The organism is Microbulbifer yueqingensis (assembly GCF_900100355.1).
Lineage (GTDB): Bacteria > Pseudomonadota > Gammaproteobacteria > Pseudomonadales > Cellvibrionaceae > Microbulbifer > Microbulbifer yueqingensis.
Genome location: NZ_FNFH01000003.1, coordinates 15,797 through 29,093, shown reverse-complemented (window position 1 = coordinate 29,093; position 13,297 = coordinate 15,797). Strand labels below are relative to the sequence as shown.

Annotated in this window: 16 protein-coding genes; 6 read left to right on the top strand and 10 right to left on the bottom strand. The window is 64.0% G+C overall.

Going from position 1 to position 13,297, the window contains the following annotated elements; translation table 11 throughout:
• Positions 1 to 105: 105 nt before the first annotated feature.
• Positions 106 to 1,275, bottom strand: a complete 1,170-nt coding sequence (locus BLT26_RS07360; protein WP_175453057.1) for a dipeptidase — start codon at positions 1,273 to 1,275, stop codon at positions 106 to 108.
• A 102-nt stretch (positions 1,276 to 1,377) separates the two neighbouring features.
• Between BLT26_RS07360 and BLT26_RS07355 the strand changes: the two genes are divergently transcribed.
• Both BLT26_RS07355 and BLT26_RS07350 read left to right on the top strand, forming a co-directional pair.
• Positions 1,378 to 1,854, top strand: coding sequence for an LEA/WHy family protein (locus BLT26_RS07355; protein WP_091511294.1), 477 nt, complete (start codon positions 1,378 to 1,380; stop codon positions 1,852 to 1,854).
• A gap of 150 nt (positions 1,855 to 2,004) precedes the next feature.
• The gene (locus tag BLT26_RS07350; protein ID WP_091511291.1) at positions 2,005 to 2,895 is read left to right on the top strand and encodes a bile acid:sodium symporter family protein; all 891 of its coding nucleotides are present in this window, start codon (positions 2,005 to 2,007) and stop codon (positions 2,893 to 2,895) included.
• 49 nt (positions 2,896 to 2,944) lie between these two features.
• Here BLT26_RS07350 and BLT26_RS07345 read toward each other — a convergent pair whose 3' ends face one another.
• From BLT26_RS07345 to BLT26_RS07330, 4 genes are all read right to left on the bottom strand, one after another.
• Complete coding sequence (locus BLT26_RS07345) at positions 2,945 to 3,331, bottom strand: hypothetical protein (protein WP_091511286.1); 387 nt, start codon at positions 3,329 to 3,331, stop codon at positions 2,945 to 2,947.
• Positions 3,324 to 3,878: a sigma-70 family RNA polymerase sigma factor gene (locus BLT26_RS07340; RefSeq protein ID WP_091511280.1), complete on the bottom strand. Its 555-nt coding sequence runs from the start codon at positions 3,876 to 3,878 to the stop codon at positions 3,324 to 3,326. The genes BLT26_RS07345 and BLT26_RS07340 overlap by 8 nt, the downstream gene beginning before the upstream one ends.
• 12 nt (positions 3,879 to 3,890) lie before the next feature.
• Positions 3,891 to 4,742 (bottom strand): DUF6249 domain-containing protein, encoded by an 852-nt coding sequence (locus tag BLT26_RS07335; protein WP_091511277.1) that lies wholly within the window; start codon positions 4,740 to 4,742, stop codon positions 3,891 to 3,893.
• A 68-nt stretch (positions 4,743 to 4,810) separates the two neighbouring features.
• The gene (locus BLT26_RS07330) at positions 4,811 to 5,074 is read right to left on the bottom strand and encodes a hypothetical protein (RefSeq protein ID WP_091511273.1); all 264 of its coding nucleotides are present in this window, start codon (positions 5,072 to 5,074) and stop codon (positions 4,811 to 4,813) included.
• Between the two features lie 117 nt (positions 5,075 to 5,191).
• Between BLT26_RS07330 and BLT26_RS07325 the strand changes: the two genes are divergently transcribed.
• The 3 genes from BLT26_RS07325 to BLT26_RS07315 all read left to right on the top strand — a co-directional run bounded on the left by BLT26_RS07325 (position 5,192) and on the right by BLT26_RS07315 (position 7,062).
• Entirely contained in the window at positions 5,192 to 5,794 is a 603-nt protein-coding gene (locus tag BLT26_RS07325) for a DUF924 family protein (protein ID WP_091511270.1), read from the top strand.
• On the top strand, positions 5,794 to 6,411 hold the full coding sequence (locus tag BLT26_RS07320) for a LysE family translocator (RefSeq protein ID WP_091511267.1): 618 nt from the start codon (positions 5,794 to 5,796) through the stop codon (positions 6,409 to 6,411). The genes BLT26_RS07325 and BLT26_RS07320 overlap by 1 nt, the downstream gene beginning before the upstream one ends.
• 309 nt (positions 6,412 to 6,720) lie before the next feature.
• The gene (locus BLT26_RS07315; RefSeq protein WP_091511263.1) at positions 6,721 to 7,062 is read left to right on the top strand and encodes a YebG family protein; all 342 of its coding nucleotides are present in this window, start codon (positions 6,721 to 6,723) and stop codon (positions 7,060 to 7,062) included.
• 233 nt (positions 7,063 to 7,295) lie between these two features.
• On the opposite strand, the gene BLT26_RS07310 is transcribed toward BLT26_RS07315, so the two are convergent.
• The 5 genes from BLT26_RS07310 to BLT26_RS07290 form a co-directional block, all read right to left on the bottom strand.
• Positions 7,296 to 7,685 carry an MAPEG family protein gene (locus BLT26_RS07310; RefSeq protein ID WP_091511259.1) on the bottom strand — a complete coding sequence of 130 codons (390 nt, stop codon included), beginning with the start codon at positions 7,683 to 7,685 and terminating at the stop codon, positions 7,296 to 7,298.
• A gap of 96 nt (positions 7,686 to 7,781) precedes the next feature.
• Positions 7,782 to 9,080 carry an amidohydrolase family protein gene (locus BLT26_RS07305; RefSeq protein WP_091511256.1) on the bottom strand — a complete coding sequence of 433 codons (1,299 nt, stop codon included), beginning with the start codon at positions 9,078 to 9,080 and terminating at the stop codon, positions 7,782 to 7,784.
• Entirely contained in the window at positions 9,080 to 10,507 is a 1,428-nt protein-coding gene (locus BLT26_RS07300; protein ID WP_091511253.1) for an amidohydrolase, read from the bottom strand. The genes BLT26_RS07305 and BLT26_RS07300 overlap by 1 nt, the downstream gene beginning before the upstream one ends.
• A 126-nt stretch (positions 10,508 to 10,633) precedes the next feature.
• Complete coding sequence (locus tag BLT26_RS07295) at positions 10,634 to 10,957, bottom strand: helix-turn-helix domain-containing protein (RefSeq protein ID WP_091511251.1); 324 nt, start codon at positions 10,955 to 10,957, stop codon at positions 10,634 to 10,636.
• Positions 10,958 to 11,181: 224 nt separating this feature from the next.
• Positions 11,182 to 11,478, bottom strand: coding sequence for a hypothetical protein (locus BLT26_RS07290; protein ID WP_091511248.1), 297 nt, complete (start codon positions 11,476 to 11,478; stop codon positions 11,182 to 11,184).
• A 503-nt stretch (positions 11,479 to 11,981) separates the two neighbouring features.
• Between BLT26_RS07290 and BLT26_RS07280 the strand changes: the two genes are divergently transcribed.
• Complete coding sequence (locus tag BLT26_RS07280) at positions 11,982 to 13,232, top strand: NADH:flavin oxidoreductase/NADH oxidase family protein (protein ID WP_091511239.1); 1,251 nt, start codon at positions 11,982 to 11,984, stop codon at positions 13,230 to 13,232.
• The last annotated feature ends 65 nt before the right edge of the window (positions 13,233 to 13,297 follow it).

Genomic DNA, 13,297 nt, shown 5'->3' with positions numbered 1-13,297 from the left:
ACCCTTGTTTATAGCTGAAGGCCGGGAGTTTCCTGCCGCATCAGGGGTGCGAAACGAGGCAAAGGCGCCAGTATCGACCCTTTCCACCCTGACACGTTACCGGGCTCAGGACGCCGGGAGCTGCGCCAGGAAAAAGTCCCGCAGGTTTTCGCCCATCACCCGGCGGATCTCGAACTCACTGAAGCCCTGGCGCAGCATTTCCGCCGTGAGCACCGCCAGCTCCCCGGTATCAAACGCGACCTCTACGGTTCCGTCGTAATCGGAGCCCAGCGCGACATGCGCCACCCCCAGCAGTTCGATCGCGTAGCGAATGGTACGCACAATATTTTCCGGGCTGGGATCGCAGACGGCTCCGTCCCAGTAGCCGATACCGACCAGCCCCCCACCGGCAGCAATCGCTTTCATCAGGCTATCGCTGATATTACGGGGTGAATCACACATCCCCTTGAGCCCGGTGTGGGAAACGATCAACGGCCGGTCCACCAGCGCCAGCACCTCGCGCACCACCGCCTCGGACGAATGTGCCACATCGATCACTATCGAGCGGGCCGCCATTTCCCGTACCGCCGCCCGGCCAAAGTCGGTCAGGCCCGCCGCACTGTGACCGTGCAAGGAGCCGCCGAGCGCGTTGTCGAAGAAATGTTGCAGGCCCATCACGCGGTAACCTGCATCGTAAAGGCGGGCGATATTCTGCAACCTGCCCTCGAGCGGGTGTGCCCCCTCAATGCCGAGAATGGCCGCCAGCTGGCGACTGCCCTCTTCCCTGCCCCTCAGGACCCGGCGAAGATCGGCGGCGCTGCGCACCACCTGCACCTGGTCGGGCACCTCAGCCTGCAGGTCGTGGACCCTGTCGGCGTGATACAGCGCACGCTCGAACAGGCTTCCCCAGGTTCGCGGTGGCCAGGCCTGTGCGACTGCCAGCAGGGTGATATTGTCCGGCGCATCGCTGGCATTGCTGGTGTAGTTCAGGCCCCGCGGTGCCTTGGTAACAGCGGTAAACACCTGGATTGCCAGGTTACCTTCCCGCCCGCGCGGCAGGTCCACGTGGCCATAGCCGGCGTGCTCGGACAGGTTTCGCGCCCACAGGAAGCTGTCGGCATGCAGGTCCCCCACTACCAGGGAACCGTGCAGTTCGCGCGCCTGCGCAGAAACCGGTGGCAGGGGCTGCCCGGTGCGGGTGTTCATATGCTTTTCCACTGCCGGTAACAGCAGCCAGTTCCAGCCTGTGAACAAAAGCAGCGCCAGGGGGGTCAACAGGATGAGAAACTTCTTCATGGGACTCGTCGCCTCACAAGCTTATTATTCGCATCCGCGGATTATTCCACGGACCGGCGATGGCAACACCGTCCCCCGCGGACACCAACAGAGGAAATTTGCGTGCAGATCCTGCAGAACTTCAACCGGATTCTTGTGTTACTGATGATGGCGGCCCTGTTCCAGGGCTGCACCGTGCTCACCCCGGACTTCGAGGAGCCCTCGGTCCAGGTCACTGGCCTGGAGCCCCTGCCCAGTAGCCGGGGCGGCGACCTGCGTTTCCGCATCCGCCTGCGCGTGGACAACCCCAATTCGGTACCCCTGTCACTGGCGGGGCTCTACTACACGCTGGAACTGGCGGGCCACAAGGTAGTGACGGGCACCGCCAGCGACCTGCCGCGGATTCCCGCCTATGGAGGTGACGATATCGTGGTAGACGCCTCCGCCAACCTGATGGGTTCCTTCATGGCCGCCGCTGAACTGATGTCGATGCGCGGTGACACAGTGCCCTACACCCTGGAGGCCAAACTCGGCCTGCAACGCACCTTCCCGCCCTCCATCCGGGTGCGCAAGAGCGGCGAGATCCGGCTGGCCCGCTGAGGCGCAGCGACGGGGGGGCATTGCTTCCCCTGCCTGCCGCCAGGATCAAGCCGGAGGTATCCGGCGGCAGCGCTCCCGGGCAGCGGTCGCTCGCGCGGCCCGGAATCGACTAGGCTCAACTGAACCAGCCCGGCTCAGGAGCCTGCCCCCATGGTCAGCAGCGTCTTTTCCCAGCTTGTCCTCCCCATCTGCCTGTTTGTCATCATGTTTGGCATGGGGCTGGCACTGACACCCGGCGACTTCACCCGTGTGGCGCGCTATCCCAGGGCCGCTTTCCTCGGCACCTTCGGCCAGATGGTGATGCTGCCCCTGGCGGGCTTTGCCATCGCCTTCCTGTTGATGCCAACGCCGGCGCTGGCCGTGGGCCTGGTGCTGCTGGCGGCCTGCCCCGGAGGAACCACCTCCAACCTGGTCGCCTACCTCGCCCGGGCCGACCTCGCGCTGTCCATCAGCCTCACGGCCATCAGCAGCGTACTGACGATCTTCACCATACCGCTGATTGCCGCCCTGGCACTGGCAGCCTTCACCGATACCCAGTCAGCAGTGGCGATACCCGCGGAGCGCATGATCAAGATCCTGATGCTGATCACCCTGCTGCCGGTGGGCCTGGGCATGCTACTGCGGGCGCATGCGCTGCGCCTGGCCCGGTGGCTGGAGCCCAAGATCAACCTATTCGGTGCCCTGTTCCTGGTATTCCTGATTGTGGTGATCATCGCCCAGCAGGGCGAGGGCTTTATCGGCCAGTTACGCAGCAGCGGCCCGGCCACCCTGCTGCTGAACGGCTCTATGGTGGTGGCGGGCTACCTCACCGCCCGTCTCGCGCACCTGAACGCCGACCAGGCCACCTCCATCACCATTGAAATCGGCATCCAGAACTCCACCATGGCCATACTGGTGGCCACCACCCTGCTGCAGGCCCCAGCCATGGCCGTGCCGGCGGCAGTCTATTCGCTGGTGATGTATGTCTCCGGGGGAATCATCGTGGGAATACGGCGCTGGCAACTGCGCCAGCGGGCGCTGCCGCAGGTCGCAACCCAGTAGGCAGGAGGGAGCAAGCCGGGGCCCGGACAGGCCCCGGGGAAAGCTGGGACTAGCGGCGCGCCGCGACGATACCGCCGAACATGGCCGCCAGGGAAGACAATAAACCGATCCCCACCAGGCTGTAGAGGCTGATCGACTGGCGCGCTGCCTCGGCCAGGACTTCGCCGAAAGGAAACTGCCAGGCCACGATGGTCGATGCCATTGCAACCGCGGCGTACTGGGTGCGGGTCACGCGGCGCTCTGACCGCGCAGTGGGGGCCGGCAGCCGCTCCATGACCTGGTCACAGAAACCGTCGTCGTCCAGGTAGGGCTCGCTGAACTGCAGCTGCTGACCCAGCCAGGCATCGAAATCCGGGTCACTGTTGCGTAACTGGGCTTCACTCAAGGTTCCAAACCCCTGTACGCCCTCGCGGGCACTATGTTCAAACTTATCCACTGACCACCTCCTCGCGCCACGCCTGTAGCAGCGTCTGCAATTTGGCCCGCGCGCGGTTAACGTGGGACTTTACCGTACCAAGTGGCAGCTTCATGATACTCGCCGCCTCCTCGTGTGAAAAGCCGCGGTGCATGCACAGGTGAATGGCCTGTCGCTGCGGCTCGCTGAGTTCCTGCATGGCGGACTCCAGGTCCCGGGCCATTCCCAGCTGCTGGGCCTCTTCCACCGTCTCCTGGGCCTGGGCCCGGTCCACGGCCTCCTGGTCAACCTCCGGCGCGTTCTTGCGTCGGTAACTCATGACGAGATTGTAGGCGATGCGGTACAGCCAGGTGCTGAATCGCGCATCCCCGCGGAACGCCGGCAGCGCCTTGTAGGCCTTGATAAAGGCCTCCTGCGCCATGTCGTCGGCCAGGGCCTGGTCACCATCGCACAGCTGGCGGAGCGAGAAACGCAGCTGTGACTGATAGCGCCGGACCAGCTGGGCATACGCCCGCTGGTCCCCGTCGTCGACGACACGCCGGATTAGATCCTTGTCATTGAGGTCCATAGACCGCTGTCCCTAGCCTGCCCGGTTGCCTTCCTGGTGTTCCATCTTCCAGTTGATAAACCGGGCGATGCCGATAAACAGCGGGATCAGGCCCAGGCTTCCCACGCCGACGCCACTGGCAATCGTGAGCCAGATGAACAGCGCCAGGCCTACCGCGATCAGGGTGAAACCCCTGTCCTTCACATTGCTGGGCGATTCGCCCTGCATGGCATCGAGCAACTCTGGCGGAATATCGCGTCCCTCGGCCACCATGCGGTTGATGTTGTCCATCACCAGCTGTTTCTTGCGGTAGCTGTTGCGGGTCACCAGCCACACGATCAGCAGCGGCGTGCCGAAGACCGAGAGTATTGCAATCACGGCAATGACAAAGTTGTCACCGTCATCGTCGTCATGGTGGGCATGGCGGTGCCTGTCACGGGTGCCCATGTCCCTGGCAATATCCCGCGAAACCTCCCGGGAAATGCCGATGCGGATGTTTTCGGGCACGCCCTCCATGGCCTCCTCGACCACCAGCCCCGATTCGTCCAGGATGCCCTTCTTCTCCAGCTTCTCGTAGATCCGGCGCGACAGGGCCCCGCCGAATTCCTCGCCCAGGTCCACCTCGACCTCGGACCGCTGGCCGTTCTCGTCACGGGTCTTGATCCGCAGCTTGCCATCCTCTCCACGGATGATGCGCACCTGTTTCTCGACCTTTTCCTCGACCTCCTCTTCCCACTCCCGCGTGGGCGGTTCGGGGGGCGCCGGGGGCTGCTCAGTGCGGGCCTCGGGGGCCTCTGCCGGGGTTTCCTGGGCCCAGGCGCTGCCGGCGGCCAGCGCCGCCACCAGGCCCAGGGCCGCCGTGGATATCAGGTTTCTCGCTCTCATTTATTGCTCTCTCTCTAGTGTTCTGCGCTAGCTGTCGATGTCGCGCCCGGGGGCGCCGACGTAGCCTCTCAGGGCGCGGCAGCACTCATCCCTGCCACGATCGGGCCGCCGATGCTGTGGTGCATCTCGGCGATCCGCACCGGGTAACGGGGCACGTCCCCGTCCTCGCGCACCTCCTGCTTGCACTCACGGAGCTTCTGCGCAACGGCCTGTTCGGCTTTCTCGCTCAACTCCTGCTGCACCTTGGCGATAGGGAGGTCGATTTCCGCCGCCATGGCTGGCGCGGCACCAAGAAATGCCACCAGCACGACGTAGAATTTAACCTTTTTCACACTTCCTGTCTCACGGGTTACCATGTCAGCCTCCGTATAATTTCCGTATTCAGCCATAGGATGCCGCCCGGAGGCCGTCTGGATGCACCGGCGCAGAAAAAAATTCAGGAACCCCCTATGACCCAGCCCGCCGACATATTGCGATTCTGGTTTGGCAGCGACCGCCTGAATGCCCCGGTGGACGACGCCCACCGCCAGCTGTGGTTCAGCGCCCAGGAGGAGCTGGACCAGCAAATCGAGGAGAACTTCGGTCACCTCGTCGAGGCGGCGCTGGGCGGCGAGCTGGAAGGCTGGCGCACCAGCCTCGCCGGTGAGCTGGCGCTGGTGCTGCTGTGTGACCAGTTCACCCGCAACATTTACCGGGATACCCGCCGGGCCTTCGCCGGCGACGCCCTGGCCCGCAAGGTGGCGCTGGAAGTCATAGAGCGTGGCGACGACGAGCAACTGGGGCTTTACCAGCGCGCCTTCCTGGGCATGCCCCTGGAACATGATGAGAGCCTGGAGATGCAACAGCGCTCAGTGGAGTTCTTCGACCGGCTGCGCAAGAGCCACCTGGACGGAGCCGAGGGCGCCGCGCAGGCGGAGAACTTCTACCAGTATGCCCTGGCCCACCGCGAGGTCATTGAGGAGTTCGGCCGCTACCCGCACCGCAACGCCGCCCTGGGGCGGGCCTCGACGCCGGCCGAACAGGCCTGGCTGGAAAAAGGAGGCGGCTTCTGATGGATACGCTCGCCTGGCTTTCCCTCGCCGGTATCTGCGCACTCGGCGCCATGTCGCCCGGGCCCAGCCTGCTGATCATCCTGCGGGCCGCCGCCTCAGGAGTGCGCCCCGGGTTGGCCGCGGCGCTGGCCCACGGCGCCGGCGTGGGCATCTACGCCGGCCTGACAGCCCTGGGCCTGGCGGTGCTGATCACCCAGTCGCCCTTCCTGTTCGGGCTGCTGCAATGGGGCGGTGCCGCCATGCTTCTCTACCTGGGCTGGAAAGCCCTGAGCGCCGAGGCGCCCGGCACTGGCGGGAAGGCCACGCCCACTGAGCCAATCAGCACCCGCCGCGCGGCCCTGCAGGGCTTCGGCGTGGCTTTCTTCAACCCGAAAGTTGCTGTGTTCTTCACCGCGTTGTTCAGCCAGTTCGTGGCCGAGCAGCAGGCGGTCGTCACCAAGCTCGGTATGGCTGCCCTCCCCGCCGTCATCGATGCCGTATGGTATTCAGTGGTGACCCTGGTCGTCTGCGCCGGGCGGCGCCGCAACTGGAGGGGCGGCAACCTGGCCCATCGCCTGCAACAAGTGTTCGGCATCCTGCTGATGGCACTGGCGGCGCGCCTGGTGATTTCCATCTAGCCAGGACCACGCATAAAAAAAGCCCGCCTGGTGGCGGGCCTCAATCTCACACTGCGGGTTTACTCACGGGCGCCCTGTTCAAGGGGGGGAGAAAGGCGCCCGACAACAATTCCATTATGGCAGCCGCCACCGGTAGCGGCACTGCCGCACACCGCAGCCCGTCATCAATTCACCGCAATTGTCACCGCTTAGCCACCACCGGGTTTCCAGGACCGGAACAAACTGGCGACTTTACAGTTGACACTGGAAACTCATACAGCTACTGTACATGCAAACAGTATCAATACTTAACAATAACCGGAGGCACTCATGGCTGTAGTTGCTGTTTGGAAATGCGATAGAGACGGAGCAATGTTCGACAACAAGAAAGATGCCGAAGAACACGACAAGATGCTGGAGCTGGCCGCCAATATCACCTCGCTGATCGAGCGGAATATTGATGGCATTTCCGAAGCGGCCAGCGAGGAAATTGGCCTGCTGCTGGCCAAGCGCCGCGAAGTGCTGGCGAAAGCCTGCAAGGGCAAGCCGGAAATGCTGCTGGAAGCAGAGGAAGAGAAGGCTCACGAGAGCACCCAAGAGGGCGCCCAGGGGAGCTCCGGAGAACAAGGCGAGTCCGACGATCGCGTCACCCAGCTGGCCGCCAATCAATAAGTTCCCCGCCTGGATCCCCGCCCCGGGGATTCACGCAAACCATCCCTGTACTGTGCCCGGTATCTGCCGGGCTTTTTTTTGCACTGATTGCGATCCAACCCGAAAGCTGAGCATCCACATCGCCCAGCCTTTGCCCCCTGTGTAGGAGCGGCCCATGGCCGCGATCACTAAAGGGGCATGCGGATCACGGCCAGGGACCGCTCCTGCAGACCGATTCGAGGAATGTCTTGGGGTCAGAAAGCCCCGACAATATTGATCGACGCAAAGGCAATGATCACCGTCCACGTCAGGGTCGTGCCCCAGAAACGGCCGAAGTGATAGCCTCCCCTGCCCGCCGTCAGCCCCCAGGCGTGGAGGAAGCGTGCCAGCACCAGCGTCCCGCCCAGCAGGTGCAGCCAGAAGGCCGAGAGACCGTTGATTTCTGCCACCAGCATCAGCACCAGCGCCAGCGGCACATACTCGACCGCGTTGGCGTGCGCGCGGATCAGGACCTCGGCATAGTGCTTGCCGCCACTGCCCACCCCCACCTTTTCTCCGCGGCGGAAGCGGACCACCCGAAACGCCAGCGCCAGGATCAACAGCGCACAGATACTGGCATAAAGCCCTGTCAGGGGAACCATCATGGTCGATTACTCCAGGTTAAAAAGTGCGGGCCGCATACCAGCGACCCATATGGAATCAGGAAGGCGAGCGGCCGGGGAACGCCGGCCGCTGCCGGCTCAGAATTTGTAACCCATCTCATGGCCCTGCTCGGGCTTGAGGTACCGGTCCCGCAGGCGCGTGGAGCGATTCACCAGTGACTGGGGCTCGCCGCCGATCAGTACCTGCTCCGGGTAGCTGGTGACTTCCAGCGGGTCACCGCTCCAGACAACCACATCCGCTACGCCACCGGGGCTGAGCACCCCACCCTCGATACCGAAGATCCGCGCCACATTGGTGGTAATCGCCTTCAGTGCCTCCTCGTAGGGCAGCCCGTGAACTACCGCATTGCCGGCAGACTGGCGCGCCAGGTGAACCAGGTGCGTGGAACCGTAACCCGGGCCGCTGATCGCCACGGTCACCCCGGCCTTGTGCATACGCGCAGCATTGTCGAAGCGGGCACCGAGGCTCTCGAAGCTGATCGGCAGGTTGTTCACCGCGTCGATCACCACGGGCACCTTCGCTGCCGCCAGCTGGTCAGCCACCATCCAGCCTTCGGCCGCGCCCTGGATGATCAGCTGCAGCTTGTACTCCTCCGCCAGCTTCAGTGCCTGGAGGATATCGCTGGCACGATTCGCGGTGACTACCAGCGGCTGCTGGCCCTGGATCACCGGCTGCAGGGCCTCGAGGTCGGCCAGCGAGTGGCCCAGCTCCCGCCAGTTGCCGCGCCGGATCGCGTCGCGGTTATTGAGGTACTCCCTGGCCTCAGCGAGCGCGGTCTCGATTCGGGCAAAGGCGTTGGCACGGCTGCCGCCGGCCAGCTGGCTACCCAGCTCGCCAAGGTAGGCCTTCTGTCCCAGCTGCTCTGCCACCACACTGTCGAAGTTACCGTTCAGGGCAATGGCGAATCCCTGCCCGGCAAATACACGGTGCAGCTCACCTGCGCCCTCGCCCCAGGTACTGATGGACGGGAATACCACCGCCCGCGTCACGCCGTGGGCACGGTTGTAGGGGATGAGCGTGGACTTGGGATTGTACGCCGGGCGCGGGTCGAAGGCGCTGCCGATGCTCTCGCCACTGACGGCGTAGTCGTTGGTCGCGCTGGCGGCACTGACCTCAGTGAGACCGAGCTCAGACAGGGGCGCGATCATCCCGGGCGTCACCACCTTGCCGCGGGCGTCGATAATGCGATCGGCACGCTCGCTGATGGACGGCGCGATGGCCTCTACCTTGCCGTCGCGCACCAGTACGTCGCCCTGGGCCAGGGTGCCCTGGCCGGACAGGGTGTATACCTTGCCGCCCTTGATCAGCAGCGTCTCTGCATGTGCCGCCCCGGCGAAAAGACCAAGGCACAGCAGTTGAATCAGGAACCTTTTCATCACAGCCGCTCTCCCTCTGCTTCGATAATACCCAGCTCGAAATCACTGCGCGGCTGTCGCGCGGGATTGTCGCGGTCGTACATCAGTTCACCGTCGATGAACACCTTCTCGGCCTGAGAATAGACGCTGAAGGGATTGCCGGACCAGACCACCACGTCGGCCATCTTGCCCTTTTCCAGGCTGCCGGTGCGGTCAGCGATACCCAGGGCTTTCGCCGGGTTGAGCGTCATCCAGGTGACAGCGTGTTCCGGGCCGATATCGAAGCCGGCACGCTGCGCCGAGACCATCGCCTTGGCCGTCTCCTCGTTGAGATGCTGGATGCCAACCGCCGAATCGGAGTGGATCATGGCGCAGGCACCCGCCTGGTCGACGATGGCGATATTCGCCTCGGTCATGTCGAAGGCCTCGTGCTTGAAGCCCCACCAGTCAGCCCACATGGCTGCGCAGACGTTGTTCTTGGCCAGCAGGTCGGCGACCTTGTAGGCCTCCACGGCGTGGTGGAAGGTGGAGATCTGGAAACCGAATTCCCTGGAGATATCCATCATGACGGCCATCTCCTCACCCCGGTAACAGTGGTTATGTACCAGGATATCGCCGTTGAGCACACCGGCCAGGGTCTCCAGCTCCAGGTTGCGCTCAGGCTCCTCGCCGCCCTCGGCAGCATACTTCTCCCACTTCTCCTTGTAGTCCTGCGCGGCAATCCAGGCCTTGCGGTAACCGGCCACGTTGCCCATACGGGTGGAGGGCGCCTGCCCCTTGCCACCGTAAACGCGCTTGGGGTTTTCACCACAGGCCATCTTCAGGCCGTAGGGGGCACCGGGGAACTTCATGTCCTGCACCCGCCGGCCGGGTACGTTCTTCAGGGTCACCGAGCGGCCACCGAACAGGTTGGCGGAGCCGGGCAGGATCTGCAGCGTGGTCACGCCGCCGGCCAGGGCCAGGGGAAACTGGGGGTCCTGGGTCCAGACTGAATGCTCGGTCCACACCTCGGCGGTGTTCGGCGCGGTCATCTCGTTGCCGTCCTGGGATGACTCGATGGCCGGGGCCGGATAGTTGCCCAGGTGGGAGTGGACATCCACGATGCCGGGGGTCACCCACTTGCCCTTGCCGTCCACCACCAGCGCATCGCGCGGCGCCTTGATACCGTCATCGATACGGGCAATCTTGCCGTCTTTGAGCAGCAGGTCGGTGTTCTCCAGCTTTTCGCCGGTACCGGTCAACAGCGTGGCGCCGGAAATCAGCACCGGCCGGGACTGTTCGATGGAATAAGTGGAGGGGAAGGCATCAAGCCGGGCAAAGTCTGGCCCGTCTTTTTTTCCGGCGGCATCGTCGCCGCCACAGCCTGCCAGCAGGAGTGCGGCACATACGGTGGCCGCCATACCGCGGAGCGACAGGAGGCCGCCACGGCATAAAACGCGAAACTGCATAGCGATTATTTCCGTTGTTATGGAATTGGTCTTGGTAACGGTCGCCAATGCTATCAGAAGTGCGTATCCGCCCCCACTGCCGGACGCCGGGGGGACGGAAATCTGCGTTCTACGGACACCGGGCCCCTACCCGGCCTCTGACTCCTCGGAAACCCTGCGCGGCGCCGAGGCCCGGCGGCGCTCGCTCACAATTTCGTCACTCTCCCCTGCCGCCTCGTCGGCGAGCTGCGCGAGGAATTCATGCAGGCGCTCACCGTACCCCAGGGCCCCCAGCAACTGCACCATTGCGGAAAGGTTGCAACCCCGGCCGTTCTCGAGCCTCTTGACCGTGCTCAGCCCCAGTCCCGACGACGACGCCAGGGACTCCTGGGGGATATTCCGGGCCAGGCGGAGTCGCCGGAACTGCTCACCGAGCCGCTCGAGGGTCTGCTGTTGATCGGAAGTACTCATCTTACCTTTTCCAGATTCCACGCAAGTTAGTTAGCCCGCGCGGGAGCCGGTGGGACTGCCACCGGTTCCCGCGACCGGGAGAATTGACTGAAAAATACCGGCTCACAGAGCGACGTGTATACGCCGCCATCCGTGTAGCGCTTGATGTCGTTGGTTGTTATACGCCCGGCTGGCGGTATTGGATGACCTGGGACCCCACGGCAGGGGTCGCTGTGTGGGTCGCGCTAGTAATGCATCAGCTTTATGATTTTCTCACCGTTGTCACACTCACCCACGACCTCGGGCTCGCTGATCTTCGCCCCGGCCTGGATGACCTTGTTTGACGGGAAGGACACGAAACAGGCGAAATTGAAGTTCACCGCCCAGTTGCACCGCAAGAGCCCGTCATCTTCCTCATAGAAACGCTCCTGGCAGAAGCTCAGGTAGGGGCTGCCGGATGCCCCCTGCTCCGGGCCGATCGTAATCTGCGTAGCGTAAGCCGGCTGCACCAGGAAAGCCGCAGCCAGGAACCACTGCCTCATGCCACTCACCTCCAGTTCAGGCTCCAGCGCGGGATCTACCGGTAAGCTTAGCAGCCTGTGGCGCGCTTTCCCTCCTCCAATAACCGGGTTCACCGGCGCACCCGGCCTGGCCATGCAGGGCCTGCATGCGCAACCCAGTGACCCCCCGTTCACGAACGCGATACACCCGGATCCCCAACATATCAAACTTCCCCTGCAGTGCCGGCCCGCCCACCCCCGCCAGCGACAGCCCTGCGGCCACAAGGGTATCGGCCTCCAACCGAAATTCCTGTCCTGCATACCCGCGTTGAGGATTCGCCCCAGCACAGCGTCGACACTTGTCTTCTTATCCCCACGGGACATATTCGGGATCGCCGCGGTCTACCAACACAGCGTGTAACAAAGCGTGACCATAAACCGGATACATACGCCTCTGCGGACAGAGGCCGACCGGCTGGAATTGATTGACCCCTACGGGTGCCATCCCTAAGATCCCGCCGCTGGTGTTTACTCAGGAGGTATTGATGCTGGCCACTCCCGTCACCCTGCCCAATGGGCTTTTGCTGCCCAACCGCTTTGCCAAGTCCGCCATGGAGGAGGAACTGGGCAGGCTGGGCGCCCCCACCGATGCCCACATCAACCTTTACCATAACTGGAGCTCGGGCAACCCTGGCCTGCTGGTAACCGGCAACGTGATGGTGGACCGGCGGGCGATGACGGACCCCGGCGCGGTCTTCCTGGAGGATGAATCGAACCTGCAGCAGTTCCGCGCCTGGGCCAGCGCCGGCCGCCAGGGCGGCAACCTTTTCCTGATGCAGATCAACCACCCCGGACGGCAGATCCCGAAATACCTGTGTGAGCGCCCGCTGGCACCCTCCGCCGTGGGCGTCGAAGTGCCGGGCGGCCGCGGCCTGTTCAATACGCCCCGGCCCATGTCCGATGAAGAGATCCGCGAGCAGGTCCGGCGCTTCGCGCGCACCGCATCGCTGGCGGTCGAGGCAGGTTTCGACGGGGTGCAGGTGCACGCGGCTCATGGCTACCTGATCAGCCAGTTCCTGTCCCCGCTCACCAATCGCCGCGAGGACCGCTGGGGTGGCTCACCGGACAATCGCGCCCGTTTCCTGTTCGAGGTGCTGGCGGCCGTGCGCGCGGTCCTGCCCAGGGGCAAGGCGCTGTCGGTCAAGCTGAATTCCGCCGACTTCCAGTCCGGCGGTTTCGCCGAGGAAGATGCCCTGCAGGTGATCGCTCGGCTGGCGGAATTCAGGGTCGACCTGCTGGAAATATCCGGCGGCAATTACGAGTCGCCGGCGATGATGGACGGCCGAGGGGCAACCTCCGGCAGGCATACGGCGCAGCGCGAGGGATTTTTCCTGGAGTTCGCCGAGAAGGCCCGCGCAGTGGCGCCCATGCCGCTGATGGTGACGGGAGGTTTTCGCACCCGCCGGGGTATGGAAGAGGCGCTCAAGTTTGGTGCCGTGGATGTGATCGGTATGGCCAAGCCGTTTTGCCTGGAGCCCCTGCTGCCCCGGAAAATGCTCAACGGCGAACTGACCGAAGTGCATTACCCCACCCGCAGACTGCGCACCCAGGCCATGAGCAGCCTCGGCGTCATGGCATCGGCTCGTACCCATATCCGGCGCATCGCCCGCAACCGACGCCCCGATCCTGGGCTCAATGTCGTCCTCAACCTGGTGCGGGACTTTCTCTCCACCCAGTTGCACGCCTGGCGCTACCGGCGCTGGCTGCGCAAGAACCCGGGCCCGGCCGCCCCCTGAGCTGCCTGCGGGGAATCAATCGATCCCCGCCGGCTCTCTACCGTCACCTTCGAGCTTGGGGATGT

Excerpts from the sequence above, each read along its gene's own strand:
- BLT26_RS07360 (WP_175453057.1), bottom strand. The coding sequence starts at position 1,275 with ATGAAGAAGTTTCTCATCCTGTTGACCCCCCTGGCGCTGCTTTTGTTC.
- BLT26_RS07350 (WP_091511291.1), top strand. The coding sequence starts at position 2,005 with ATGGTCAGCAGCGTCTTTTCCCAGCTTGTCCTCCCCATCTGCCTGTTT.
- BLT26_RS07340 (WP_091511280.1), bottom strand. The coding sequence starts at position 3,878 with ATGGACCTCAATGACAAGGATCTAATCCGGCGTGTCGTCGACGACGGG.
- BLT26_RS07335 (WP_091511277.1), bottom strand. The coding sequence starts at position 4,742 with ATGAGAGCGAGAAACCTGATATCCACGGCGGCCCTGGGCCTGGTGGCG.
- BLT26_RS07325 (WP_091511270.1), top strand. The coding sequence starts at position 5,192 with ATGACCCAGCCCGCCGACATATTGCGATTCTGGTTTGGCAGCGACCGC.
- BLT26_RS07320 (WP_091511267.1), top strand. The coding sequence starts at position 5,794 with ATGGATACGCTCGCCTGGCTTTCCCTCGCCGGTATCTGCGCACTCGGC.
- BLT26_RS07315 (WP_091511263.1), top strand. The coding sequence starts at position 6,721 with ATGGCTGTAGTTGCTGTTTGGAAATGCGATAGAGACGGAGCAATGTTC.
- BLT26_RS07310 (WP_091511259.1), bottom strand. The coding sequence starts at position 7,685 with ATGATGGTTCCCCTGACAGGGCTTTATGCCAGTATCTGTGCGCTGTTG.
- BLT26_RS07305 (WP_091511256.1), bottom strand. The coding sequence starts at position 9,080 with ATGAAAAGGTTCCTGATTCAACTGCTGTGCCTTGGTCTTTTCGCCGGG.
- BLT26_RS07300 (WP_091511253.1), bottom strand. The coding sequence starts at position 10,507 with ATGCAGTTTCGCGTTTTATGCCGTGGCGGCCTCCTGTCGCTCCGCGGT.
- BLT26_RS07295 (WP_091511251.1), bottom strand. The coding sequence starts at position 10,957 with ATGAGTACTTCCGATCAACAGCAGACCCTCGAGCGGCTCGGTGAGCAG.
- BLT26_RS07290 (WP_091511248.1), bottom strand. The coding sequence starts at position 11,478 with ATGAGGCAGTGGTTCCTGGCTGCGGCTTTCCTGGTGCAGCCGGCTTAC.
- BLT26_RS07280 (WP_091511239.1), top strand. The coding sequence starts at position 11,982 with ATGCTGGCCACTCCCGTCACCCTGCCCAATGGGCTTTTGCTGCCCAAC.